At 71.5% G+C, this 23,400-nt stretch carries 20 protein-coding genes; 12 read left to right on the forward strand and 8 right to left on the reverse strand.

Going from position 1 to position 23,400, the window contains the following annotated elements; genetic code table 11:
- Positions 1-140 precede the first annotated feature (140 nt).
- The 3 genes from ACWEJX_RS32580 to fahA all read right to left on the reverse strand — a co-directional run bounded on the left by ACWEJX_RS32580 (position 141) and on the right by fahA (position 3,214).
- Positions 141-830: a DUF6445 family protein gene (locus ACWEJX_RS32580; RefSeq protein WP_403795193.1), complete on the reverse strand. Its 690-nt coding sequence runs from the start codon at positions 828-830 to the stop codon at positions 141-143.
- Positions 831-906: 76 nt separating this feature from the next.
- The gene (locus tag ACWEJX_RS32585; RefSeq protein WP_451611020.1) at positions 907-1,482 is read right to left on the reverse strand and encodes a hypothetical protein; all 576 of its coding nucleotides are present in this window, start codon (positions 1,480-1,482) and stop codon (positions 907-909) included.
- Between the two features lie 490 nt (positions 1,483-1,972).
- Positions 1,973-3,214 (reverse strand): fumarylacetoacetase, encoded by a 1,242-nt coding sequence (gene fahA / locus ACWEJX_RS32590; RefSeq protein ID WP_451611021.1) that lies wholly within the window; start codon positions 3,212-3,214, stop codon positions 1,973-1,975.
- Between the two features lie 337 nt (positions 3,215-3,551).
- Between fahA and ACWEJX_RS32595 the strand changes: the two genes are divergently transcribed.
- Entirely contained in the window at positions 3,552-4,802 is a 1,251-nt protein-coding gene (locus ACWEJX_RS32595) for an LPXTG cell wall anchor domain-containing protein (RefSeq protein ID WP_451611022.1), read from the forward strand.
- A 91-nt stretch (positions 4,803-4,893) separates the two neighbouring features.
- On the opposite strand, the gene ACWEJX_RS32600 is transcribed toward ACWEJX_RS32595, so the two are convergent.
- Positions 4,894-7,056, reverse strand: coding sequence for a CocE/NonD family hydrolase (locus tag ACWEJX_RS32600; protein ID WP_451611023.1), 2,163 nt, complete (start codon positions 7,054-7,056; stop codon positions 4,894-4,896).
- 155 nt (positions 7,057-7,211) lie between these two features.
- On the opposite strand from ACWEJX_RS32600, the gene ACWEJX_RS32605 reads away from it, so the two are divergent.
- Both ACWEJX_RS32605 and ACWEJX_RS32610 read left to right on the forward strand, forming a co-directional pair.
- Positions 7,212-8,222, forward strand: a complete 1,011-nt coding sequence (locus ACWEJX_RS32605; RefSeq protein ID WP_451611024.1) for a polyprenyl synthetase family protein — start codon at positions 7,212-7,214, stop codon at positions 8,220-8,222.
- A 162-nt stretch (positions 8,223-8,384) separates the two neighbouring features.
- Entirely contained in the window at positions 8,385-9,593 is a 1,209-nt protein-coding gene (locus tag ACWEJX_RS32610) for a LolA family protein (RefSeq protein ID WP_451611025.1), read from the forward strand.
- A 61-nt stretch (positions 9,594-9,654) separates the two neighbouring features.
- Here the strand turns inward: ACWEJX_RS32610 and ACWEJX_RS32615 are convergent, their stop codons facing one another.
- A complete protein-coding gene (locus ACWEJX_RS32615) occupies positions 9,655-11,055 on the reverse strand; it encodes a M28 family metallopeptidase (protein ID WP_451611026.1) in 1,401 nt (466 codons plus the stop codon).
- Between the two features lie 278 nt (positions 11,056-11,333).
- Positions 11,334-12,131: a helix-turn-helix transcriptional regulator gene (locus tag ACWEJX_RS32620; protein WP_451611027.1), complete on the reverse strand. Its 798-nt coding sequence runs from the start codon at positions 12,129-12,131 to the stop codon at positions 11,334-11,336.
- Between the two features lie 149 nt (positions 12,132-12,280).
- On the opposite strand from ACWEJX_RS32620, the gene ACWEJX_RS32625 reads away from it, so the two are divergent.
- Complete coding sequence (locus tag ACWEJX_RS32625) at positions 12,281-12,637, forward strand: VOC family protein (protein WP_451611028.1); 357 nt, start codon at positions 12,281-12,283, stop codon at positions 12,635-12,637.
- Between the two features lie 178 nt (positions 12,638-12,815).
- Entirely contained in the window at positions 12,816-14,450 is a 1,635-nt protein-coding gene (locus ACWEJX_RS32630) for a hypothetical protein (protein WP_451611029.1), read from the forward strand.
- Positions 14,451-14,524: 74 nt separating this feature from the next.
- Here the strand turns inward: ACWEJX_RS32630 and ACWEJX_RS32635 are convergent, their stop codons facing one another.
- Positions 14,525-15,334, reverse strand: a complete 810-nt coding sequence (locus ACWEJX_RS32635; protein WP_451611030.1) for a helix-turn-helix domain-containing protein — start codon at positions 15,332-15,334, stop codon at positions 14,525-14,527.
- A gap of 265 nt (positions 15,335-15,599) precedes the next feature.
- Between ACWEJX_RS32635 and ACWEJX_RS32640 the strand changes: the two genes are divergently transcribed.
- From ACWEJX_RS32640 to ACWEJX_RS32670, 7 genes are all read left to right on the forward strand, one after another.
- Positions 15,600-16,271 (forward strand): DUF4097 family beta strand repeat-containing protein, encoded by a 672-nt coding sequence (locus tag ACWEJX_RS32640; RefSeq protein WP_451611031.1) that lies wholly within the window; start codon positions 15,600-15,602, stop codon positions 16,269-16,271.
- Between the two features lie 27 nt (positions 16,272-16,298).
- Positions 16,299-17,078: an alpha/beta fold hydrolase gene (locus ACWEJX_RS32645; protein WP_451611032.1), complete on the forward strand. Its 780-nt coding sequence runs from the start codon at positions 16,299-16,301 to the stop codon at positions 17,076-17,078.
- A gap of 228 nt (positions 17,079-17,306) precedes the next feature.
- Positions 17,307-17,786, forward strand: a complete 480-nt coding sequence (locus tag ACWEJX_RS32650) for an allene oxide cyclase barrel-like domain-containing protein (protein ID WP_451611033.1) — start codon at positions 17,307-17,309, stop codon at positions 17,784-17,786.
- A 254-nt stretch (positions 17,787-18,040) separates the two neighbouring features.
- Positions 18,041-18,673, forward strand: coding sequence for an alpha/beta hydrolase (locus ACWEJX_RS32655; protein WP_451611034.1), 633 nt, complete (start codon positions 18,041-18,043; stop codon positions 18,671-18,673).
- 76 nt (positions 18,674-18,749) lie between these two features.
- Positions 18,750-19,172 (forward strand): hypothetical protein, encoded by a 423-nt coding sequence (locus ACWEJX_RS32660; RefSeq protein WP_451611035.1) that lies wholly within the window; start codon positions 18,750-18,752, stop codon positions 19,170-19,172.
- 84 nt (positions 19,173-19,256) lie between these two features.
- Entirely contained in the window at positions 19,257-20,372 is a 1,116-nt protein-coding gene (locus tag ACWEJX_RS32665) for a MerR family transcriptional regulator (protein ID WP_451611036.1), read from the forward strand.
- Between the two features lie 4 nt (positions 20,373-20,376).
- A complete protein-coding gene (locus ACWEJX_RS32670) occupies positions 20,377-21,675 on the forward strand; it encodes an MFS transporter (RefSeq protein ID WP_451611037.1) in 1,299 nt (432 codons plus the stop codon).
- Between the two features lie 533 nt (positions 21,676-22,208).
- Here the strand turns inward: ACWEJX_RS32670 and ACWEJX_RS32675 are convergent.
- Positions 22,209-23,051 (reverse strand): helix-turn-helix domain-containing protein, encoded by an 843-nt coding sequence (locus ACWEJX_RS32675; RefSeq protein ID WP_451611038.1) that lies wholly within the window; start codon positions 23,049-23,051, stop codon positions 22,209-22,211.
- Between the last annotated feature and the right edge of the window lie 349 nt (positions 23,052-23,400).

Consider the following 23,400-nt stretch of genomic DNA (forward strand, 5'->3'; position numbering starts at 1 on the left):
GGGGGCCCCGCAGTACGCCCGGGACGGGGCGCGCCGGGCGGGGGTGTTCGGGGGGTCGCGGGGGGGGCCGCCGGGCCGGGCGCCGGCCCGGGCCTCCCCCCGTGGGAGGCCGGGCCCTTCGCCGTACCGACGTTTCGTGATCAGGCCATCCAGAAGAAGACGGCGGTCATCCGCTTGTCCTCCAGGGTGGTGCCCCAGTAGTTCGTCGCGCTGTGGATGATGTTCGCCGAGTAGAGCAGCAGGCGGTTGTAGCGGTGCGGGACGCTGATGTCCTCGGTGAAGGAGTCCGGCGGGACGAAGCGGGTGCCGAGGGCGTCGACCAGGTTGTTGTGCGGGGCCAGCACCTGGTTGCCGCCGAGCCGGCCGCCCGGCAGGGCCTGGCGGTAGAAGCTGGTGCCGCAGTCCTTGGGCGTGTCGGGGCTGAGGTAGAGCACGGCGGCGTAGCGGCACAGGCTGCGGGAGTCGGTGTGGGGGCGGCTCTCGCACTCGTCCTTGCCGACGGCCTGGACGCAGTTGTGGTTGAAGGTGCCGGCGCCGTCCGGGTTCTGGGCCCAGAGCCGCGGGGCTCCGGTGGCCTTCCGTACCAGCCGTTCCACGTGGGCGAGTTCATCCGGCTCCAGGGCCGGCATGGCGCGCTGGCCGGGCCAGGGCTCGGGGTTGACCGGGGCGCCCTGGACCCAGTCCTCCTTCGCGAGGCACCGGGCCCGTACGTCGTCGATGTTGGGCAGGACGTCGTCGATGACCCAGTAGTCGCGGCCCTTGGTGGGCTTGCGATAGGGGAGGACGGGGAGCCCGGGGGACTGCGGGGGCCGTGGGGGGCGTAGGGACATGGCCGGAACGGTAGTTCGACACGCGGGTGCGGGCGTCAAAGCGCCGGCCAAGTCTCCGGCAAAAGATGGCGATGACCTAGGGCTTCGCGCCGTCCGGGCACGGCGCGCAGTGGACCCGCGGGTTGTACGGGGTGAAGACGCCCTTCGGGTTCCTCTTGAACAGCCAGGCGTGCAGCGTGTAGGCGTCGCCGACGCCCGGGGTGACGGCGGGGCCGTCGAAGTCGTGCCCGAAGAGCTTCGGCCTGGGCTGACCGGTGTTGGGGACGATGTACTCGATCGCGACCAGTTCGCGCTTGCCGGTCCCGTGGTCCGGTGCGTAGATCACCACGGCGGGCTTCGTCGGGTCGAGCGAGCCGACGTAGGCGGGCTTCACGTAGTGGTAGCCCATGCCGCCGAGCTTCTCCGGACTGGTGTCCTCGACGCACACGTCGGTGCGGAGGTAGCCGTCGTCGATGGCCGCCTGCTCGGACCGGTACTTCTCCGTGGCCTCGCGGGCCTTCTTCAGGTCGCCGTTGCCGTGGTCGGAGTGCGGGCCGGCGCCCTTCGCGGGGGTCGGCTTCGCGGCGACGGCGGCCGGGGCGGCCCCGAGGGCCAGCGTGCCGGCGGCGGCCAGGGCGAGCGCGGCCCTGAGGGAACGGGGTATCGCGGACATGTGGGTCTGCTCCTCGGAAGGGCGGGAGCGCCCGTGCGCGCGGTGCGCGGGGCGCCGGGTGCGGGGGCGGGCGCTGCCCTGTCCCCGCCGTCCCCAGCAGCGTCGCCCACGGGCGGGGTGCGGCGCACGCGGAGGTGACCCATTGGGGCGCCGCCCGCCCCCGCCCGAGCCGGGGCTGTCGCCCCGCCCGCCCCCCTGTGTGGGCAATCGTCCCGCAGGGCGGGACGCGTGGGCACACGGGACGGCGCCCACGCGGGCGCCTCCGCCCCCCTGCGCCCGAACCCGCACCACGACCGCGTCGCTGTCGGGGCGGGCGTTCAGGCGCAGGAGCCTGGGCCCGGCAAGGGGCGACGTCCCGTTGTGCCCACCCGTCCCGCCCCAGCGGGACGAATGCCCACAACGGGGTGGGTGGACGAGTGCGCCCCAGCAGGGTGCGCAGCCCACAACGGGGTGGGTGGACGAGGCGCCCCGCTGCGGGCGACCCGCCCGCCTACGCCGACGCGTTCGGCGCGATGCGGCCCGTGACCTCGCCCAGGGCGACACGGGTGCCGTCCGGGCCCGGGGCCCAGGCCGTCAGGGTGACCTCGTCGCCGTCCTCCAGGAACGTGCGCTTGCCGGTGGCGAGCTCGATCGGGTCGCGGCCGTTCCAGGTCAGTTCGAGGAGCGAGCCGCGCTGGGCCGCCTCGGGGCCGGAGACCGTGCCGGAGCCGTAGAGGTCGCCGGTGCGCAGGGAGGCGCCGTTGACGGTCATGTGGGCGAGCTGCTGGGCGGCCGTCCAGTACATGGTGGAGAACGGCGGCTCGGCCACCACCTCGCCGTTGATGGTGACGGTGATCCGCAGGTCGAAGCCGCCGGGCTCCTCCTCGGCGGAGTCGTCCAGGTACGGCAGGAGGTCGAAGTCGCGCGTGGGCGGGGCGATCCGGGCCGCGTCCAGAGCCTCCAGCGGGGTGACCCAGGCGGAGACGGAGGTCTGGAAGGACTTGCCGAGGAACGGGCCGAGCGGCACGTACTCCCACGCCTGGATGTCCCGCGCCGACCAGTCGTTGAGCAGCGTCAGACCGAAGACGTGCTCGCGGAAGTCGCCGAGGGCGACCGGGCGGCCGAGCTCCGAAGGGGTGCCGACGAGGAAGCCGACCTCGGCCTCGATGTCCAGCTTGACGGACGGCCCGAAGACCGGCGCCGGGTCGGCCGGGGTCTTGCGCTGGCCGGCCGGGCGCACGACGTCGGTGCCGGAGACCACGACCGTGCCGGCGCGGCCGTGGTAGCCGATCGGCAGGTGCTTCCAGTTGGGGGTGAGCGCGTCGCCGTCGGGGCGGAAGATCTTGCCGACGTTGGTGGCGTGGTGCTCGCTCGCGTAGAAGTCGACGTAGTCGGCGACCTCGTACGGCAGGTGGAGCGTGACCGCGTCCAGCGGGTGGAGCAGCGGCTCCACGACCGGCCGGTGCGCGGGCACGGTCAGCCAGCCGGTGAGCGCCCGGCGTACGTCACGCCAGGCCGTGCGGCCGGCCGCGAGCAGCGGGTTGAGGCTGGGCTGCGCGAGCAGCGTCGCGTACGGAGATCCGAGGGCGTGCGCCGCGGCCCCGGCGTCGAGCACGTGCCCGCCGATCCGGACGCCGAGCCTCCGCCGGTCGGGCTCGTCGGCTGTGGAGAAGACGCCGTACGGAAGGTTGTGCGGGCCGAAGGGGTCGCCCTCGGCGAGGTCGAGCGGGCTCTGCGGGCTCTGCTCGGGCATCGGTGCTTGCCTCGCTTTCACGGTGTGTGTGGGGACACGTTACGGGGCGGCGGCCGAGGCGCGGATGACATGTGTCACACAGAAAGTGCGGCCTCCGTGGGCAACTGTCCGAATTCGCGGGCTTTGTGGCGGCGCTGAAGTCGTCGTGTCGACACATGTACATCACGGAGACGTCAATAGCGCTATTCCGGCTCCTTATTCCGGTCATACGATCGCCTGGTATCTCGCGCCGCGTGTGGGTTTCCGCAGGCGCGAGCCCCACAACTGTGTCTGTTTTTCATCTTCGTCCGACCAGAAAAGGTCCACCTTGAAGATCCGCCGTATTGTCGCGACCGCCGTGGCCGCGGCTGTGACCACCCCGGTCGTGTTCCTTTCCGCCGCGCCCGCGTTCGCCGACACGAAGCCGGCCGCCGGCGCGGAGCAGCAGGCCGGGAAGTCCATCAAGGACCTGGAGATCGCGCTCGCCGCGGCCAAGGCCGCATACGACAAGGCCGTCGCCGAGTACGACAAGGCCCAGAAGGCCATGGACGACTTCGACAAGGCCGACAACCCGCTGGCGGTCGCCGAGGCCGCCGCGAAGCAGGCGTCCAAGGACGCCGACGCCGCCAAGGTCGCCGCCGACCAGAAGCTCGCCGACGCCAAGAAGGCCCAGGCCGACCTGCCGGCCGACGCCACCGACGAGCAGAAGGCCAAGGCCGCCCAGGACGTCGCCGACGCCCAGACCGCAGCCGACGCCGCCAAGGCCGACGCCGAGGCCAAGGCCACCGCGGCCGCGGCCGCGCACAAGGCGTACGACGACGCCGCCGTCGCCCTCGCCCAGAACATCTCCAAGACCGGCAAGGCCAAGGACGCCGCCAAGAAGGCCCTCGACGAGGCCCAGAAGGCGCTGGACGAGGCCAAGTCCAAGGCGCAGTGCGTCGAGGACAAGAACCTCGTCACCACCCTCACCGGCCCGAAGACGCTCACCGCGGGTTCCAGCGCCCTTTTCACCTTCCGCCTCACCAACAAGGGCAAGGCCGAGCTGCACGAGGTCGGCGGCTACGCCGAAGCGCTCTCGATGGACGTTCGCCAGGACAAGTACATCCACCTGGCCTGGTCCTCCGCCGCCAGCCCGAAGTGGCAGGAGGTCGGCTCGGACAGCGTCTTCTCCAGTGGCGCAGCGCTCAAGCCGGGCGGATCCTTTGACTTCAAGCTGAAGGTCACCGTCGATGCCAAGGCCAAGGCCGGCGACGGCGCAGTGGCCGGCGGCGCCGGCTACGTCAACGAGGACGGCTCCTGCGGATATTCCGAGGACGGCGCGTGGTCCGGCTTCACCATCGTCAAGCCGCACAAGCCCGGCACCGGCACCGGCAAGGGCGACGGCAAGGGCAACGGCTCCACCGGCGGCAACGGCAACACCTCCCAGCAGGGCGGCTCGTCCAACACCCCGGTGACGAACGGCACCTCCGGCACCACCGGTGGCACGCTCGCCAAGACCGGTGCCGGCTCGTCCACCCTGCCGATCGCCCTTTCGGGCGCCGCGGCCGTGGTGCTCGGTGCGGGCGCGATGGTCGTCGTGCGTCGCCGCAAGGCCGGCGCCGACGCCTGATAACCCAGCGCGATAAAGGGCCCGCATTCCGTCACCGAGGTACACGGAATGCGGGCCCTTTCCCTTCCTTCTTCTGCCGTTTGACGGGAATTCAGCCCGCTGTCCGCGGAATGCGTTTCTCCCACGTCCGGTGGAAGACGATCTCCTCGCCCTCCCTGCAGATCACCTCGTCCGACGTCACGAACGCGTCCGCGTCGCAGGCCATCTCCGAGTGCGTCTCGATCCGCACGTCCCAGGCGAGTTCGGGCCGGTGCAGCCGGATCGACCAGTCCGAGCGGGCGCGGGCGGACAGCGGGTCCGACTCGTCGATCGTGTACGTCTCCAGGGCCTCCTCGCCGTACTCCAGACCGTCCGGGTGGACCAGGGTGCCGCCGCCGTCTCCGTACCGCGGGTCCACCTCCAGGCGCCATTCGCCCCTGGCGACGTCACGCACGATCAGGCGTGACGGACGCGGCTCCTCCAGGGTGCGGGAGAAGCCGGCGCCGAGCGGCTCGGACTGTTCGGGCTCCTCGAACTCGACGGCGTCGGCGGTGGGGACGGCGGGGGCGCGGACCGGCAGGGCGAGCGCGGAGCCCACCGGGTCGAGGGTGAAGCCGGCCGCGTCGGGCTGCGGCCAGATCCAGGGCCAGTACGTGGAGGAGACCGCGAGCCGGACCCGGTGGCCGGGCGCGAAGGCGTGGCCGGTGCCCGCCAGCTCGAAGACGTACGACTCCCACTCGCCGATCGGCGCCTCCACCGCCCGGTCGCGGCCGTAGCGGGCGGAGAGGTTGAGCGCCCCGCGCGTCACGAGGGTGGACGAGCCGTCCGGGGCGACGTCGCAGAGCCGGGCGACGACCTGGCCGGTGGGCGCGGTGGTGCGCAGCGCGAGGCGTACGGAGGGGCGGCCCAGGATCTCGACGGGACCGGCGGACTCCGGGACCGGGAAGTCGAAGCAGGCCGAGCGGGCGTCCTCGGCACGCTGGTCCGGCGGCAGGTCGGCGTCGCCGCCGAGCGGCACGAAGCGGCCCGCGTCGAGGCCGGTCTGCTGCGGCGAGGCCACGCGGACGGGGGCGCCCTGGAGGGCGTACGTGACGGGCGTGACGTGCGGCGAGGGCCAGGCCGGGTCGGCGACCCAGCGGCCCGGCAGCTCCTCGTACACCGGGGCCGGCGGGTGCGAGTCGCTGATCCAGGAGCGCAGCAGCGGTTCGGCCATCACGTCGTTGTCCGCGTTCTTGAGGTGGTGGTCCCACCAGCGCAGGGTCTCCTGCAGGAAGCCGATCGCCGGGCCGGGCGGCAGCCCGCGGTCCGGGTACTGGTGCGGCCAGGGCCCGATGATGCCGCGCACCCGGTCCTGCGGCAGGTGCTCGACCAGTCGGAGCACGGTGTCGCGGTACGGGTCGTGCCGGCCGCCCACGGCGAGCACGGCGGCCCGGATCGACGCGTAGTCCGCGGCCCCGCCCTTGCCGCCCGACCCAGCGCCGCCCGCCCCAGTGCGGCCCGACCCAGTGCCACCCGCCCCCGCGCCGCCCGGCCCAGCGCCGGCCGCCCCCGCGCCTGCCGCACCCGCGCCGTCCGACCCCGCGCGGACGCTGCCGAGCCGCCAGTAGTCGTCGCGGGTCTGGTGGGCCAGCCAGGTGTGCGTGAAGGGCCGGACCGCCTCCAGGCGCTCCAGCCACTGCTCGCGCCACTTCTCGCCCACGTACTGCGGGTCGGGCGGCCGGGCGGCGAAGGCGAGCAGGGTTCCGGCCCATGCGTTCATGCCCGCGCCGAGGACGGAGCCGCCCAGGTAGTGCGGGCCGTCGTCGTAGCGGTCGTCGGTCGCGCAGACCGCGACGACCGCCTTCAGGGCCTCGGGCGCCAGCGCCGCGATGCGCAGCGCGTCGTAGCCGCCCCAGCCGAGGCCGAACATCCCGACCCGGCCGCTGCACCACTCCTGCTCGGCCAGCCAGTTCACGACGGCGACCCCGTCGGCCAGCTCGGTGGCGTCGTGCGCGTCGCCCGGCAGTCCGTCGCTGTTGCCGTGGCCGCGGATGTCGACCCGTACGGAGGCATAGCCGTGGCCCGCGTACCACGGATGGCGCTGCGCGTCGCGGGATGCGGTCCCGTCGGTGAGGCGGTAGGGCAGGTACTCGAGCAGGGCCGGTACGGGTTCGTCGGTGAGCGGCCGCCAGACCCGGGCGTAGAGCTCCTTGCCGTCCGGCATGGGGATGAGGACGTCCACCTGGCGGGTCTCGTACGGGAAGTCGGTGCGGATCCTCGTACGGATCTTCGTCATCGAGTCACCTCAATGGAACAAAAGAGCTACGCCTGGTCATATCGTCTGATCAAGAACATACCGGGGGTGACGGGAAGGCGCCCACGGTGATCGAAACGTGACCGGATACGCTGGCATGAGTGAATGGCAGGCTTCAGCAGACAGGAGATCCCCTCGTGACCGTCGTCGGGCCGTTCGGTCTCAGCGTGCGGGACCAGGCTCTGGAAGCCGATGTCCAGACGGGGTTGGCGGCCGTGGAGGCCGGCCTCCTCGACGCCACCAAGAGTGACGTGCCGTTCATCACCGAGGCCGCGCAGCACCTGGTGCACGCCGGCGGCAAGCGGTTCCGGCCGCTGCTCGTGATGCTCGCGGCGCAGTTCGGCGACCCCTACGCGCCGGGCGTCGTGCCCGCGGCCGTGGTCGTCGAGCTCACCCACCTGGCCACGCTCTACCACGACGACGTCATGGACGAGGCGGCCGTGCGGCGCGGGGTGGACAGCGCGAACAGCCGCTGGGGCAACTCGCTCGCCGTCCTCACGGGTGACTTCCTCTTCGCCCGCGCCTCGCACACGCTCGCGGACCTCGGACCCGAGGCCGTGCGCATCCAGTCCGAGGCGTTCGAGCGGCTCGTCACGGGCCAGATCCTGGAGACGGCCGGCCCGCAGGAGGGCCGCGACCCGGTCGACCACTACCTCGACGTCCTCGGCGGCAAGACCGGCTCCCTCGTCGCCGTCTCCTGCCGCTTCGGCGCGATGATGTCCGGCGCCGACGAGAGCGTCGTCCGGATCCTCACCCAGTACGGGGAGCGGCTCGGCGTCGCCTTCCAGCTCGCCGACGACGTCCTCGACATCGCCTCCGACTCCCACGAGTCCGGCAAGACCCCCGGCACCGACCTCCGCGAGGGCGTCCCCACCCTGCCGGTGCTCTACCTGCGCGCCGCCGCGGCCGCGCACGGCCGCCCGGAGGACCTGGAGCTGCTCGCCCTCGTCGACGGCGACCTCAGCGACGACGAGCGGCACGCCGAGGCGCTGCGCCGGCTCCGCGTCCACCCGGCCCTGGAGCAGGCCCGCCGGGAGACCGTGCGCTACGCCGAGGAGGCGCGCGCGATGCTGGCGCCGCTGCCCGACGGGTACGCGAAGGCGGCCCTGGAGGAGCTGTGCGACGCGGTGGTGCACCGGGCCGGCTAGGGCCGTCCGTTGACTTTCGTCGTTGCGGGGAGCTCCGTTCGGGGTACGCACCCTAGGGGTGGGTCATCCCGGAGAGGTACGCGAGGTTGAGCCCGAGGGCTGACGATTCCGTTCGGCCGTCCTGGTGAGATGGAGACATCGACCAGGGAGGTAGCGCAGATCATGGCAACGAAGAAGGCCGGCCGTTACATCGTCCCGGTCGCGGTGGCCGGAGTGGCCGCGGCGACCATCGGCCTCGTACCGGCGCTGGCGGCGTCGGGCGACCCGGACCTGCCGAAGATCACGGCTCAGCAGCTCATCGAGAAGATCGCCTCGTCGGACACGCAGACGCTGTCCGGCACCTTCAAGATCGACACGGACCTCGGTCTGCCGTCCTTCGCGGGCCTGCTGCCGTCGGCCGCGCCGTCCTCTTCCGGCGCCTCCGACCCGTCGGCGAAGCTCACCGAGCTGGCCTCGGGCTCGCACACGCTGCGGGTCGCGGCGGACGGGCCGGAGCGGCAGAAGCTGACCGTGCTCGACGGCTCGGACGAGTACAGCCTGATCCACAACGGGGCCGACGTCTGGGCGTACGACAGCAAGTCGAACGAGGTCGTTCATCACAAGGACGCCGGCCCGGACGGCAAGGGCGGCAAGGCTCCGAAGGCTCCGCACGAGGAGCTGCCGGCCACCCCCAAGGCCCTCGCGGACGAGGTGCTGAAGGCGGCGGGCGACACGACCTCCATCACCGTCGACGGCACGGCGAAGGTGGCCGGCCGGGACGCGTACCAGCTCGTCATCAAGCCGAAGCAGTCGGGCTCGACGGTCGAGTCGGTCAAGATCGCGGTCGACGCGGCCACCGGCACCCCGCTGAAGTTCACCCTCGCCTCGGTGAGCGGCGGCAAGCCGGTCGTCGACGCGGGCTTCACCAAGGTCGACTTCGGCAAGCCGGCGGCCTCGACGTTCGACTTCACGGCGCCGAAGGGCGCGAAGGTGACCGAGGGCGACAAGGCCTTCGACGGCGGCAAGGGCGACAAGGGCTTCGAGGGCAAGGCCCCGAAGGGCTTCGGGGGCCCGCTCGGCGACCTGCTGAAGGACGGCGGCCTGCGCGAGGACGGCAAGGCCGGCAAGGACGGCGGCCTGAACGTCATCGGTGAGGGCTGGACGACGGTGGCCAGGCTGGACACCGGCGCCCCCGCGCCGAAGACCGAGGACGCGCCCAAGGAGTTCCAGGGCTTCCTGGACTCGTTCGGCGACAAGGTGAGCGGCACGTTCGGCTCGGGCACGGTCTTCAAGACGAAGATCGTCAACGCGCTGATGACGGATGACGGCAGGGTCTACGTCGGTGCGGTGACGCCGCAGAAGCTCGTGGACGTGGCGAACTCTTTGAAGTAAGCGTCGAGTTGTTGGTGCCTGGGTGGGTCGGGGCTGTGGTCACCGACCCACCCAGGAGCTTTTACGGGAACGTCAGCTTGAAGCTGTTGAGCGTGCCCGTGTCGTACGTCGCCTTGTCCTGGACCCGCAGCTTCCAGACGCCGTTGGCGACCTCGGCGGACGCGTTGACCGTGTAGGTCGTCCTGACGTCGTCGGCCGAGTCGGAGGACGAGTACGGCTTCAGGTTGTAGACCGTGCCGCTCGGGCCGATGAGGTCGACGACCAGGTCACCGCGCCAGGTGTGGGTGATGTCCACGCCGACCTGGAGGGTACTGGGCGCGTTGCCCGTGATGCCGGAGACGGTCACCGACGACGTCACGGCCGGGCCGTTGTCCGGGATGGCTACCGGGGTCGTGTTCTGGAACACCTTGCCCGTGGGCGGAGTCGTCGTGCCGGCCGCCAGGTTCCAGACCGCGTAGGCGATGGCGTCCGAGTTGCGGTCCAGGGCGGTGTCGTTGATGTTCGCCGAGGTGTCGCACGAGGCGTGGTAGCAGCGGTCGAACGCCTGGCCCGAGGTGCCGCCCCAGTTCTGCGCCTGGGTGGCGGTCTTGATGTAGTCGGCGCCGGAGAACAGCCCGCCGACCGGGACGCCCGCGTTCTTGAAGGGCGCGTGGTCGGAGCGGCCGTCGCCCTCGGTCTCGGGCTCGGTGACGATGCCGAGGCCCGTGAAGTAGTTCTTGAAGGTCTGCTCGATGGTCGGGTCGTCGTCGTAGACGAAGTAGCCCGGGTTGGGCGAGCCGATCATGTCGAAGTTCAGGTAGCCGCTGATCTTCGCGCGGTCGGTGGACGGCAGGTTGTTCACGTAGTACTTGGAGCCGACCATGCCCAGCTCCTCCGCGCCCCACCAGGCGAAGCGTATGTGCTTCGTCGGCTGGAGCTGGGCGCGGGACACGGCGAGCGCGGTCTCCAGGATGGCCGCGGAGCCGGATCCGTTGTCGTTGATGCCGGGCCCGGCGGTCACCGAGTCGAGGTGCGCGCCGGACATGACGACCTGGTTGGTGTCGCCGCCCGGCCAGTCGGCGATCACGTTGTAGCCGGTGGCGCCGTTGTACGTGAACTGCTGGAGCGTGGTGGTGTATCCGGCCGCGTCGAGCTTGGCCTTCACGAAGTCGACGGACGCCTTGTAGCCGGTACGGCCGTGGGCCCGGTTGCCGCCGTTGTTGTTCGCGATGGTCTGGAGGTCGGCCAGGTGCTGCTTGACGTTGGCCACGGAGATGTCGGGCGGTGTGACGGCGGCGGTGCTCGACGCGGCGATGCCGGGCGCGGTGGCGCTCGACGCGGCGGTGCCGGACGCGACGGTACCGGACGTGGTGGCGCCGGGCGCGGTGGACGGGACGGCGGTGGCCGGGGCGGCGCCGGCTAAGGCGCCGACGACGAGGGCCGAGACGCCGGCCAGGGCGGAGAGTCTCGCGGAGAGTTTCATGTGGGGGCTCCGGATTCCGAACTGGGGATGGGACGGAACGTACGAGCGCCTCGCGTCGTGGGTGGCGCGAGGCGTTGGAGCTGTGCGGGTGGTGGCGCCGTGCGGGTGGAGCTGTGTGAGACGAATGGTCAGCGGGAGTCTGATATTCCGTCAAGACGGAAACCGGTCAGGAGTGTTCGCTCAGCGGACGGTCGGTGCGCGGACTCTTCCGGAGCGCCGCGATCAGCGCGGCTGCGGCTACGGGCTTTCGGCGCGCGGGCGGCTGGGACGCGCGGCCTTCAGTTCGCGGCGGCGGGGTCCATGAGCCGGCGCAGGGCCGTCGGCGTGTGGCCCACGTGTTCGCGGACCGTACGGGTCAGGTGCGCCTGGTCGGAGAAGCCGAGCCGGGTCGCCAGTTCGGCCAGGCTGGGCGCGCCCTCGGCGATCGCGTCCATGGCCCGGGTGACGCGGACGCGGTTGCGGTAGCGCGTCAGCGAGACGCCCATCTGCCGGGAGAACACCCGGCTCAGGCGGTACGGCGACACCTCCAACAGCCGGGCGAGGCCGACGAGTTCCTCGGCGCCCGGCGCCTCCGCGAGGATCGCCTCGCGCGCCGCGCCGGCCAGCGCCCGGTCGGCCGCCGCCCGCGCCCGTACGCCCTGCGCGCCGGCCGGCTCGCCGGCCGCCGCGGCGACCAGGCGCAGCAACTCCTCCGTCAGCGCGTACTCGACGTCACCCGAGCCCGCCGCCGCGACCAGGCGGCGGTGCGCGAGGTCGACGCGCGCGTCCACGTACACCGTCGTCGCCGCGGGAGTGCGTTCGAGGAGGGAGGGCTTGAAGCTGACCGACGTACAGACGTCGCCGCCGGCCGGATGCGCGAAGCGCTCCTCCTCGCCGGGCGCGCCCAAGTAGGCCATGGTCGGGTCGAGATCGGCGTCGGTGCCGTTCGCCCAGCGCCGGAAGCGGCCGCTCCGTACCAGCACGAGCCGGTGGCTGTCATGGGTCTCCGGCTCCGACCACCGGGTGTGGTCGGAGCGGCACCCCACCACGGACACGGTGAACTCGGGCCGGCGGGCGAGGGGCGAGGCGGACAGCATGCTCCGGACCCTACGCGCCGGGTGTGACACGCGGGGGACGAAAGATCGACCGGGAAACCCCGCAACCGCAACCCGCAAGGATCTTCAAGACGTTCACCGCCGTCACACCGGATCCTGGAGGCCACGTGAAGACACGAAGGGAACCATCCATGGCCGTCAACGCACAGCTCAGCTCGATCGTCATCGACTGTGCCGACCCCCGGGCGCTCGCCGAGTTCTACGCCAAGGTCACCGGCTGGGAGATCAACTCGGCCGACGACTCCTGGGCCTCCGTCGGCCAGGGCGCGGTCCAGCTCGCCTTCCAGCGGGTCGACGGCTACCAGGGCCCGGCCTGGCCCGACGCCGCCAAGCACGCCCACCTCGACTTCAAGGTCGCCGACCGGGAGATCGCGGTGAAGGAGCTGCTCGCCGAGGGCGCGACCAAGCCCGACTTCCAGCCCGGCGGGGACGGCTGGACGGTGCTGGCCGACCCGGAGGGCCACCTGTTCTGCGTCATGGCGGCCTGAGGTCCGACAGCCCACCCCGGTCCCTCCGTCCGTTGCAGCGACATGACGGCCTGCGAATGGATGAAACGCGGCGAAACAGCCGTGACCTGCGTCCTTGCCCCTCTCCCCGCACCCACGATGCGACGTGGCCGCCCACCCGCGGCCACGTCGTCCGGGCTCCGGGAGAGAAGGAAACACATTGGCAACCACACGCAGGGTTCGCCGCGCCATGCTGGCCGCCGTGACCGCGCTCGCGATGGGCGTCGGCATGGCTCAGACCGCCATGAGTTCGCAGCCGGGAGACGGCGGTGACTCCGCCGCCGGGAGCGCCCCGGGGAGTGCCGCCGAGGCGCCGGCGAAGGCGTGGCTGACCGTACCCGCGGCCAAGGAGGTCACCGCTTCCGGCACGGCCCAGGCGGAGCATCCGCGACCAGTGCCGCCACCCCGCTACACCGCGACCCGGGAGGAGCTGAAGGCGGCGGCCCGGCGGGCGCCGCAGCTGCGGCGCCCGTCCATCGGCAACCGGCAGGGGCAGGCGCCCCTGCTGGCCCCGCCCGGGAAGCAGTTCAGCTATGAGGGGGCGACCCAGCACACCAGCCTCTACCCGCCGGACACCCACGGTGCCGCCGGCAAGTCCGACTTCGTCGAGGTCACCAACGGAGAAGGCGTCAGCGTCTTCGACAAGACCGGCGGCACCCTGAAGAAGCAGACCTCCTTCGCCAGCTTCTTCGGCTACACCGACCAGACGATCTTCGATCCGCGCGTGGTCTACGACAGGACGTGGAACCGCTGGGTCATCACGGCCGAGGCGTTCCCACAGGCCAACGGCGTCCAGTTCCACTTCATCGCCGTGTCGAAGGGGTCGGACGCCCAGGGCTCGTACTACGTCTACCGGGTCCCCGTGCAGGGCTTCGGCGGCTTCTTCGACTACCCGCAGCTCGGGCTCGACCAGGACGCCGCCATCGTCACCGCCAACATCTTCAGCCCGACCAGTTACGTCAGGTCGGTCGCGTTCGGCATCGGCAAGGCGCAGATCTACAACGGGCTGGGCTTCAGCGTCCCGGTGTTCTTCCTCGGCACGCCCGGCACCGTCGCGCCTCCGATCGTGGAGGACAACAACACGAACGCCTTCCTCGTGGCGGCGAGCCCCGCGGACAACACGCACCTGAAGGTGTTCAAGGCCGCCAACCTCGGCCGCAGCGGCGCGAACATCTCGGGTCCGGCCAACGTCACGGTGGACGCGTTCAGCGCCCCCTCCCCGGCCGCGCAGCCGGGAACGGACCAGACGCTCGACACGCTGGACGCGCGCTTCCAGAACACCAGCACGCAGATCGGCAACCAGCTCCTCAACGTCCACGCGCAGGGTTCCCAGTCGACGCCGACGTGGTACCAGATCAACACCACCACGAACGCCCTGACCGCCGCCGGCCTCTTCTACGAGACCGGGACCTCGTTGGACTTCAACCCGTCGATCGTCGGCTCCGCCGTGGGCGGCACCGGTGACAACCCCATCGGGCGGTTCTTCGTCACCTGGTCGGCCACCGATCTCGGCGGTGCGAACACGACACCGCACCAGGTCAGGGTGAAGGGCAGCGGCCGCCTGGCGACCGACGCCACCACCTTCTCCGGGGGCTCGACCTTCGGGCCCACGGCGAGCACCTTCTACAACCCGGATGCGGACCCCGTCGGGCGCTGGGGTGACTACTCGGCGGTCACGATCGACCCCAGCCCCGCCACGGGCTGCCCGGTCGGCAACCGGGCCTACCTCGTGAACGAGCGGCAGAACAGCCAGACCCAGTGGAGCTCGCGCTTCGGGCGCCTCGGCTTCTGCTAGGCGGCCGGCAGGACGCTCCCGGAGGAGCGTGGAGGCGGAGGTGCGGTCGGACCGCACCTCCGCCTCCGCCGTGCCTAGGAGTTGCCCTCCGCCCCGTCGGTGTTCGCGTCAGTGTTCGCGTCGGTGTTCGCCTCGGTGTGCGCCTCGGTGTTCGCGTCGGCCTTCGTGTAGAGGACCTCGCGGGCCTGTTCCGCCGCGCGCAGCATGCTCTCCGAGATGAAGTCGAGGAAACGGGCGACGTTTTCGAGGCGGTTCGCGGCCGGGGTGCCGGGGCCGAGGACGGCGACGCCCTCACGAGCGGTCTCGCTGAACCGCGTGTTGTCGCGGGCGCTGCGGAGCATCGACTGGTACCAGAGGTCGTCGTCGACGAAGTAGCGCTCGCGGCGGCGCTCGTCGCGCTCGCGGCGGACGAGCTCCAGGTCGGCCAGGAACGTGATCGCCTTGGAGACGGAGGCCGGGCTGACCTGCAGGCGCTGGGCGAGTTCGGAGGCGGTGAGGCTGCCGGCGTCGGTGGTGTAGAGGGCCGCCATGACCCGGGCCATCATCTTGGGCAGGCCCGAGTGCATGAGGACGGTGGCCAGCACCTCCTCGTACTCGCGTACGACGTCCGCGTCGCGTCCGTGCGGCTGGGGCACTGCCTGCGAGCCCTTGGCGGTGGCGGTGGCGGTGGCGGTGGCGGGGCTGCGGCGCTGGGCGCGGCGTTCGGTGGCGCGGTGGGCCAGGTCGGCGCGGTAGGCGGTGGGGCCGCCGTTGCGCATGACCTCGCGGGTGATCGTCGAGGTGGGGCGTTCGAGGCGGCGCGCGATCTCGGCGTAGGCGAGGCCGTCGGCCAGCCCCAGCGCGATCTGCTGACGTTCCTGCTGGGTGAGCCTGCCTCCCGGCATCGCGTTCTCCTCGGTTCGTTCGTGGGCCGTGTGTGGGCCGTGCGTGGCCTGCGGCGGCGCCAGCTTAGCGTTCACTCTCATTCCATTGCAATGGATGATGTGATCGTCGTTGCGTTAGGCGTGAGCCGGTTGCAACACTTTTTCTCATCTGACCTGCGATGACGCGGGAGTTGTGCAACGAGTCTGTTGCCTGAATCTGGAAAGCAACGTAGCGTTTTCGATGTCGGAAACGCCGACAGCGCACATCGAGCAGCAGGAGAGAACGATGCAGAAGTTCGCCACCACCGCCCCGATCACCGCCGTCCTCGACATCCCCGCCGGCCGCGTCCAGTTCATCGCCGCCGACCGCGCCGACACCACCGTCGACGTCCGTCCCGCCAACGCCGCCAAGAACCGCGACGTCAAGGCCGCCGAGCAGACCGCCGTCAGCTACGCCGACGGCGTCCTGCGGATCCAGGCCCCGGAGCCCGCCAACAAGCTCCTCGGCACCGGCTCCGGCTCCGTCGAGGTCACCGTCCAGCTCCCCGCCGGTTCCTCCGTCGAGGCCCGGACCGCCGCCGCCGAGCTCCGCGTCGTCGGCCGCCTCGGCGACGTCGCCTTCGAGGGCGCGTACCGCCAGATCAAGATCGACGAGGCCGCGAGCCTCCGCCTCACCGCCACCGACGGCGACGTCGAGATCGGCCGCCTCACCGGCCCCGGCGCCATCAGCACCGCCCGGGGCAGCATCAGCGTCACCGAGGCCGCCGGCCGCGGCACCCTCGTGCTCCGCACCCAGGACGGCGACATCACCGTCGGCGCGGCGGCCGGCGTCTCGGCCGCGCTCGACGCCGGCACCTCCTACGGCCGCGTCAGCAACGCCCTGCGCAACGACGGCACCACCGAGCTCGACATCCGCGCCACCACCACCCGCGGCGACATCACCGCCCGCAGCCTCTGACCCGTATCGACACCCAAGGGGGAAGACATGAACGCGAACTGGTCCGGCATGGTGCCCGTCGACGACACCGCCCTCGCCGTCACCGACACCGGTGGCACCGGCACCCCGATCCTCTACCTCAACGGCCAGTTCGCGACTCAGGGCTACTGGAAGTACCTCATCGCCGAACTCGGCCCCGACTTCCGGCACATCACCTACGACGAGCGGGCCCGCGGCAAGAAGTCCGGGCTCTCCTCCGACTACTCCTTCGCGGCCGCGGTACGGGACGTCGACGCCGTCCTCGCCGCGCGGGGCGTGGAGCGGGCCGTACTGGTCGGCTGGTCGTACGGCGCCTTCGTCGGCGCCCACTGGGCCAGCCGCAACCCCGACCGCGCGATCGGCGCGGTCCTGGTCGACGGGGCGCAGCCGTACGACTGGCTGGACGACGCCCTGGAGCAGCGGATCCGGAAGCTCTTCCGCCGGGTGAGCTGGATCGCGCCGCTGCTGCGCCCGACGGGCCTGGTCCCGCGGCTGGGCGCCCGGCAGATGGCGGAGATCAACATCGAGCTCGGCAGGATCTCCCGCGAGCGCGAACTGGCCCCCGTCCTCGACGCCATCACCGTCCCGACGCGCTACGTGCTCGCCTCGGGAGCGTCCCTCGGCAGCAAGGGCGACGAACAGGAACGCATCCGCGCGAGCCTGGACGCGGTGGTCGCCCGCAACCCGAACATCCGCGTCAGCGCGAAGGTCGCCAGCAACCACGACAGGATCCTGCACAGGGACTACCGCGCGATCGCGAGGGCGGTGCGTGAGGTCGCCGCGCTCTGAGGGGACGGGCGGGCGCCCTTCGGGGCAGCCCGCCGCTGGCGACTCCGATCTCGCGGAGGACGCGCGGCAGGCCCGAGTCGGCTCGGTGCCGCTGGGCCATGCGCCCAAGGGTATGGCGCCATAGCGAAATTGGTCTTGGAAAAGGCCGACTCCCAGGTCATAGCGTCGAAGGAGTTCGCACACGCAGCCAAGCGCAGACACGCGCAGATCACAGCGAGGAGATCCACCATGGTCTTCAAGAGGTTCCTTGCCGCCGGGCTGGCCACTGCCGCGATCGGTTTCGCCGCAGTGGGCAACGCCGACGCCGACACCCCCGCCCCGCGCAAGGGACACGTCGAAGTCCTCGAACTCAAGGTCCAGAACGACCAGTACGAGGCCGTGGACCTCGGCCCGGCAGGCCCGAGCCTCGGCGACATGGACGTCTACTCCGGCACGGCCCTGAAGGACGGCCGCGGTGTCGGGCGCGGGGGCGGCTCGTGCCAGGTCATCTCCATCACCGACGGACAGACCACGACGCAGTGCGTGATCACGATGGAGGTCGAGGGCGGCTCCCTGACGATGCAGTCGCTCTGGACGAAGGGCGACACGGCTCCGCTCGACATGGCCATCACCGGCGGCACCGGCGACTACGGCGGTGCGCGAGGCACGGTGCGCTTCTGGGACATCGGCACGCCGAACGAGAGGGCGCGGGCCGAGATCCTGCGCTGATTCACGCCGGACGACAACGCCGAGTGGTGGAAGAGCCTCACCCCGGAGCAGCGCGCCGACTACCTCTCCGTCCACCCCGGCGCGCTCGGGGCGATGAACGGGCTTCCCTCGGACATCCGCAACGAGGCGAACCGCATGGTCCTGGCGGAGACGAAGGCGGCGTACCAGCTGGAGCTCGACGGCATCCCGAAGGAGCCGAACAAGTACGCCCCGAATCCCAACGGTGGTTACCCCGTTGCCGTGATCACTCTGGAATGGCGGGAGTGGCAGGACAAGTACGGGGACAAGAAGTCGAGGATGGAGGGCGTCATGAAGGGAATGGACGCCATCCACGCACGCTTCGACAGGACCGGCGAGCGCGGCCTGCCGGAGGCTTACCTGCTCGGCTTCGATCCCACCGGACTCGGCGACGGAAAGGTCATCCTCGCCAACGGAAACCCGGACACGGCCGACCGTGTGGGCGTCTACGTCCCGGATACCTACTCGGGCATCGAGGGGCCCACACGACGGTCATCGGTCACAGCTACGGCAGTACGGTCGTCGGTGTCGCGGCACAGTCCGGCAGCTGGAAGGACTCCTCGGCGATGGACGACTTCGTCTTCGCGGGGAGTCCCGGCGTCCAGGCGGACCACGCGGCGGACCTGGGCGTCGGGGCCAAGCACGTGTGGGCAATGGGCGGCCCCTGGGACGATCAGGTGGTGCGGCAGGGCGGTCGCGTGATGGGGCTGGGTGACAACGGGACCATTCCGACCGACCCATGGTTCGGCGGTAACGTCATGAAGAGTGACGCGAGTGGACACACAGCATTCTTCAACGAAGGCTCTCTGAGTCTTCGAAACCAGGCAGCCGTCATAGCCGGCCGATATGACAGGGTTGAACTTGAGTAGGCGATTTTCGGTTTTCGTGTCTGTTGTGGCGACCTGCGCGCTGGCTGTGGCGTGCTCGGGTGGAAATGAGGCGAAAGTGGACGTGCGCGACAGTGTCGCGGTGCAGGACGACACGAAGAAAACGTCCAGCCGAGTCCTCGACATGATGGCGCTCAAGGCAAAGGTCACCGAAACGGGAGCGCTGATCGCGCCGTGCACCGACGACGGGGGCGACGAACGGGTCTACCGTGCCACCCACCCGTGGAGCGTCTACGGGGTGCCCTTCGACGACTTGCAGCGGGCCTTCGACCGCCTGCGGGCCGAGCTCCCCAAGAACGGCTGGCGGATCGTGAAGGACGGTGTGGACAGCAGCCGCGCGAAAAGCCCTCAGATCGTCGCGGAGTCGAGCGGGCGCGAATTCGCGGTCGACGTGCGCCTGCAAAAGGCGAGCAAGAACGAGAGCAATCCGCAGGATTTCATCGAAGTCACCGTCGAATCGGCCTGCTTCAAGACGAAGTAGGGCCCTCCTCGGTACGAGCTGCCCCCCGGGTCCGCGTCATCGGCGCTTGACCCTCACGTGGCGTGATGCCGCATCGTCGGGGGCGTGGAAGAACACCTGACCGTGGGGCGCGTGGCCGAGTTGGCCGGCGTGAGTGTCCGTACGCTGCACCACTACGACGAGATCGGCCTCGTACGCGCCTCCGCGCGGACCGCCGCCGGATACCGGGCCTATTCGGCGGGCGACGTGGAGCGGCTGCGCGAGGTGCTCGGCTACCGGCGGCTCGGTTTCGGGCTGCGCGAGATCGCCGGTCTCGTCGACGACCCCGCCACCGACGCGGTCGCGCACCTGCACCGGCTGCGCGGCCTGCTGTCCGAGCAGCGTGACCGCGCCGCCGCCATGGTGACGGCGATCGACCGGGAGCTGGCCGCGCGGGCGCTGGGGGTCAGGACGCCTCCGGAGGAGCAGCTGAGGGCGTTCGGGGCGAGGCTGTACGACGCCATCGGGTCCTCGTATCCCCGCACCCGCCGTACCGAGCCGCGGATCGCCGCCCAGGTCTGGGACGCGCTCGGGGACGCGCGGACCGTGCTGAACGTCGGGGCCGGCACCGGCTCGTACGAGCCTCCCGGCCGCGATGTCACCGCCGTCGAACCCTCGGCCGTCATGCGGGCCCAGCGTCCCTCGGGCGCCGCCCCGTGCGTGGCCGCCCACGCGGAGCGCCTGCCGTTCAAGGACGGGGCCTTCGACGCCGCCATGGCCTTCAGCACGGTCCACCACTGGCACGACCCGATCGCCGGGCTGCGCGAGATGCGGCGGGTGGCGCGGCGGGTGGTCGTGTTCACGCATGACGCCAGTGACATCGGCTGGCGCCACCGGTTCTGGCTGTCCCGCGACTACCTGCCCGAGGTCGCGGGCCTCGTCGCCGGACGGCCCCCTGTCGACCGGCTGGCCGACGCCATCGGGGCCCGCATGGAGCCCGTGCTCATCCCCTGGGACTGCGCCGACGGCTTCTTCGAGGCGCACTGGCGCCGGCCCGAGGCCTATCTGGACGAGCGGGTGCGGCGCGGCAGTTCGGTCTGGGCCCGGGTCGGGGCCGGGGCGGAGCGGCGTGCGGTGGACGGGCTCCGCGAGGACCTCTCCTCGGGCCGGTGGGCCGAACGCAACCACGACCTCCTCGGCCTCGACGCCGCCGAGCTCGGCCTGCGTCTCCTCGTGGCCTGAGGCGATGACGTACACGACGGAGGCGCCGGTGCCCGTACGGGGCGGGCGGCGCGGCGCGGGAGTCTTCTGGCGTTACTGGACCGCCTCCACGGTCAGCCGCCTCGGCGACCAGGTGACCGCGGTGGCCCTGCCGCTCGTCGCCGTGGTCACGCTGCACGCCTCTGCCGTCCAGGTCGGGCTGATCACGGCCGCCGCCTATGTCGCCTGGCTGCTGCTCGGCCTGCCGGCCGGCGTCCTGGTCCGGCGGCTGCCGCTGCGCGGCCTCCAGGTCGCGACGGACCTGCTCCGGGCCGCCGCCGTGGCCTCGGTGCCGGTCGCGGCGGCCCTCGGGGCGCTCGGCCTCGCCCAACTGGTCGCCGTCGCCCTGCTCGTCGGCTTCGCGAACGTCCTCTTCGACGTCGCCAACTCGACTTTCCTCCCCTCCCTCGTCCCGAAGGAGCAGCTCACCTCCCGCAACAGCCTCGTCTCCGGCAGCGGCGCCGCGACCGAGCTGGCCGGGCCGGGGATCGGCGGGCTGCTGGTCCAACTCGTGGGCGGTGCAGGGGCGATGCTGCTGGACGCCGTCAGCTACGTCGTTTCCGCGGCTCTCCTGCGCAGCCTGCCCCGCGCACCGTCGCACACAGGCCCGCCCGGTCAGGCGGCCTCCGTCCGCGAGCAGATCCGCGAGGGGCTGCGGTTCGTCGCCCGGCATCCGGTCATCCGGCCCTGCGTGGCCGCCGCCACCGCCGTGAACGTCCCGTACGGCGGGCTGATGACCCTCACCCCGGTCTTCCTGGTCCGCACCCTCCACGCCCCGCCCGCCGCCGTCGGCGCCCTGATGGCCACCGGCGGTCTCGGCAGCGTCGTCGGCGCGTTCCTCACCCCCCGCCTGGTGTCCCGGTTCGGCAGCGGGCGGGTGCTGTGCCGGGCGGCCGTCGTCGCCGCCGCCTCCGCACTCCTGATGCCGCCGGCCGGGGCGTGGGCCGGGGCGGCAAGGACGTGGGTGGCGGGGTCCTGGTCCGGCTGGGCGGCGGCGGTGGTCTTCGCCCTCGGCAGCGCCGGTTTCTACGGCGGCGTGGTCGTGACCGCCATCGTCACCCGCACCCACCGCCAGACCCGGACCCCGCCGGAGCTGCTGTCCCGGGTGACGGCCACCGCGCGGTTCGTCTCCTGGAGCACCATCCCCTTCGGCGCCCTCGCCGCGGGCGCCGCCGCCTCGGCCTTCGGCCCCCGCCCGGCCCTGCTCCTGATGGCCCTGTCCTCGCTCGCTTTCCCCACCGTCCTCCTGGCGAGCCCGGTGCGCCGCATGCGGGAGCTGGTCTGAGTCGTCCAGTCCTGGACGAGTCGTTCCGAAGTCATCGTGATCAGCTTGTCGTTGGGCCAAGGGGCTATTCGATGGCGTCCTGCTGGTCCGTGGACATGCACGCCTGATGCCCCAAGGCCGGCCTTGCGCCCCTCAAGAAGCCGGTGAAGCAGATGACGCTCGCCGCACAATGGAGGCCGGAGCTGGTGCTGCTCGTCCCGGGCCGCTCACGACAGCTGTTGAATCCCGCCCGGGGTTCAACTCAGCTGGTCGCGCACGAGATCAAGGAATGCCTGTCGGCTCGGATGTATGTGCGCCCAGACCTTCTCGTCCTGCGGATCTTCCCGGTCTTCGGAGCCCTTTCTGATCACCTCCTGTACCGAGATTGTCGGGCAGCGGCTGCTCCAGCCGCTTGCGCAGGCTGGCGACGGTCAGTTCGTGGGGGCTGTTCGGTGCCGTCAGCTCGTGGACGATGCCTTCGACGGAGATCTCGAACTTCCCCGGGACGGTGCCGTCGAGGCGGTCCAGGGCGGCGCGGAGGGCCTGGTGCACGGCTAGGCGGCCTCGATTTCGGCGTCGGTGTGGCGGCAGTCGCGGCAGAGGCCGTCGGACGGTGGTGCGCCGCGGAAGGGGCGGCCGCAGTCGGCGCACTCCTCGAAGGGGGAGCGGGGTGAGGTGAGGGTCACGCGGGCGGCGGGGGCGGCGGGGGCGGTGACGGGCGCGGCGGCGACCGGCGGCGGGAGCAGGGCCGTGAGGCGGTGGGAGAGGAGACCGGCCGGGTGGGCCAGGTTCTCCGGGAGGGCCGCGCAGAGGGTGCGGGTGACGGCGTCGGGGGCCGCGCCCCGGTCCAGCCAGGCCGTCACGCCCGGCGCCAGGCGCTCGATGTCGCGCTCGCCGAGGAGGAGGCGGGGCTCGTGGACGCGGAGGTTGGTGAGGAGGGCGGCGGCGGGGCGGTCGCGCTCGGACAGGGGGAGAGAGGTGGGGGCGGGGGGCTTCGGCTTCGATACGGGCTTGGGCTCCGGTGGCGGCGGGGGCGGCGTCCTGGGTACGGGCTCGGGCTCAGCCCCCGGCCTGTTGTACGAGATCGTGTGCTGCGCGAACGTGCCGTCGGGCCGACGTTGCCTGGTCCGCTTCAGGTACCCGTGCTTCTCCAGCTCCCGCAGGGCGGCGGCGATGCGCAGTTCGCTCTCCGGGTGCAGGGCCGCGATGGCCTTGATGCCGACGGAGGCTCCGGCGGGCAGCGACTGGATGTAGACGGCCAGGCCCTTGGCGAGCAGCGAGAGCTCGCGGTGCTGGGCGAGGTGGTTGCCCACGACCGTGTAGTGGGTCGTGTGGCGGACGTTGACGTGAATGAGCCCGGAGGCGCGCGAGGGCGCGCTAGGCTGCGTCGAAGCCATCGGGAAGGGCCTAACTTCCTCGTGGTCAGGCCCTCGATCGGGATGCCAGTCCCGGCCGGGGGCCGTCGCATGTCTGGGGTTGTGGGGTGGTGCTGGCGTGAGCATATGCCAGGCAACCCGCGCCAAATCCAGCCGAGTTGGCCCAAGTCACCCGTCCGGGTGACGGGCTCTGACGGGCGGGCCCCGGGGAGGCTGGAGGGGTTGGGAGGGGGCTTACCCCGGGGCTTTAAAGCAGTTATGTCGTGGGCCTCCGCGTCGCGGACGTCCGCGACGCGGAGGCCCGTAGGAACATCACACCACAGAAAAACAATAACAATCGAACGAAACTCGGATTGTGGGTGTTTGTTTT

The organism is Streptomyces sp. NPDC004788, assembly GCF_053601115.1.

What these genes read in the sequence shown, in the direction of transcription:
- ACWEJX_RS32645 (WP_451611032.1), top strand. Translation starts at nt 16,299, where the DNA reads ATGAACGCGAACTGGTCCGGCATGGTGCCCGTCGACGACACCGCCCTC.
- ACWEJX_RS32585 (WP_451611020.1), bottom strand. Translation starts at nt 1,482, where the DNA reads ATGTCCGCGATACCCCGTTCCCTCAGGGCCGCGCTCGCCCTGGCCGCC.
- ACWEJX_RS32610 (WP_451611025.1), top strand. Translation starts at nt 8,385, where the DNA reads ATGGCAACGAAGAAGGCCGGCCGTTACATCGTCCCGGTCGCGGTGGCC.
- ACWEJX_RS32615 (WP_451611026.1), bottom strand. Translation starts at nt 11,055, where the DNA reads ATGAAACTCTCCGCGAGACTCTCCGCCCTGGCCGGCGTCTCGGCCCTC.
- ACWEJX_RS32625 (WP_451611028.1), top strand. Translation starts at nt 12,281, where the DNA reads ATGGCCGTCAACGCACAGCTCAGCTCGATCGTCATCGACTGTGCCGAC.
- ACWEJX_RS32675 (WP_451611038.1), bottom strand. Translation starts at nt 23,051, where the DNA reads ATGGCTTCGACGCAGCCTAGCGCGCCCTCGCGCGCCTCCGGGCTCATT.
- ACWEJX_RS32620 (WP_451611027.1), bottom strand. Translation starts at nt 12,131, where the DNA reads ATGCTGTCCGCCTCGCCCCTCGCCCGCCGGCCCGAGTTCACCGTGTCC.
- fahA (WP_451611021.1), bottom strand. Translation starts at nt 3,214, where the DNA reads ATGCCCGAGCAGAGCCCGCAGAGCCCGCTCGACCTCGCCGAGGGCGAC.
- ACWEJX_RS32655 (WP_451611034.1), top strand. Translation starts at nt 18,041, where the DNA reads ATGGCGGGAGTGGCAGGACAAGTACGGGGACAAGAAGTCGAGGATGGA.
- ACWEJX_RS32600 (WP_451611023.1), bottom strand. Translation starts at nt 7,056, where the DNA reads ATGACGAAGATCCGTACGAGGATCCGCACCGACTTCCCGTACGAGACC.
- ACWEJX_RS32640 (WP_451611031.1), top strand. Translation starts at nt 15,600, where the DNA reads ATGCAGAAGTTCGCCACCACCGCCCCGATCACCGCCGTCCTCGACATC.
- ACWEJX_RS32650 (WP_451611033.1), top strand. Translation starts at nt 17,307, where the DNA reads ATGGTCTTCAAGAGGTTCCTTGCCGCCGGGCTGGCCACTGCCGCGATC.
- ACWEJX_RS32670 (WP_451611037.1), top strand. Translation starts at nt 20,377, where the DNA reads ATGACGTACACGACGGAGGCGCCGGTGCCCGTACGGGGCGGGCGGCGC.
- ACWEJX_RS32635 (WP_451611030.1), bottom strand. Translation starts at nt 15,334, where the DNA reads ATGCCGGGAGGCAGGCTCACCCAGCAGGAACGTCAGCAGATCGCGCTG.
- ACWEJX_RS32580 (WP_403795193.1), bottom strand. Translation starts at nt 830, where the DNA reads ATGTCCCTACGCCCCCCACGGCCCCCGCAGTCCCCCGGGCTCCCCGTC.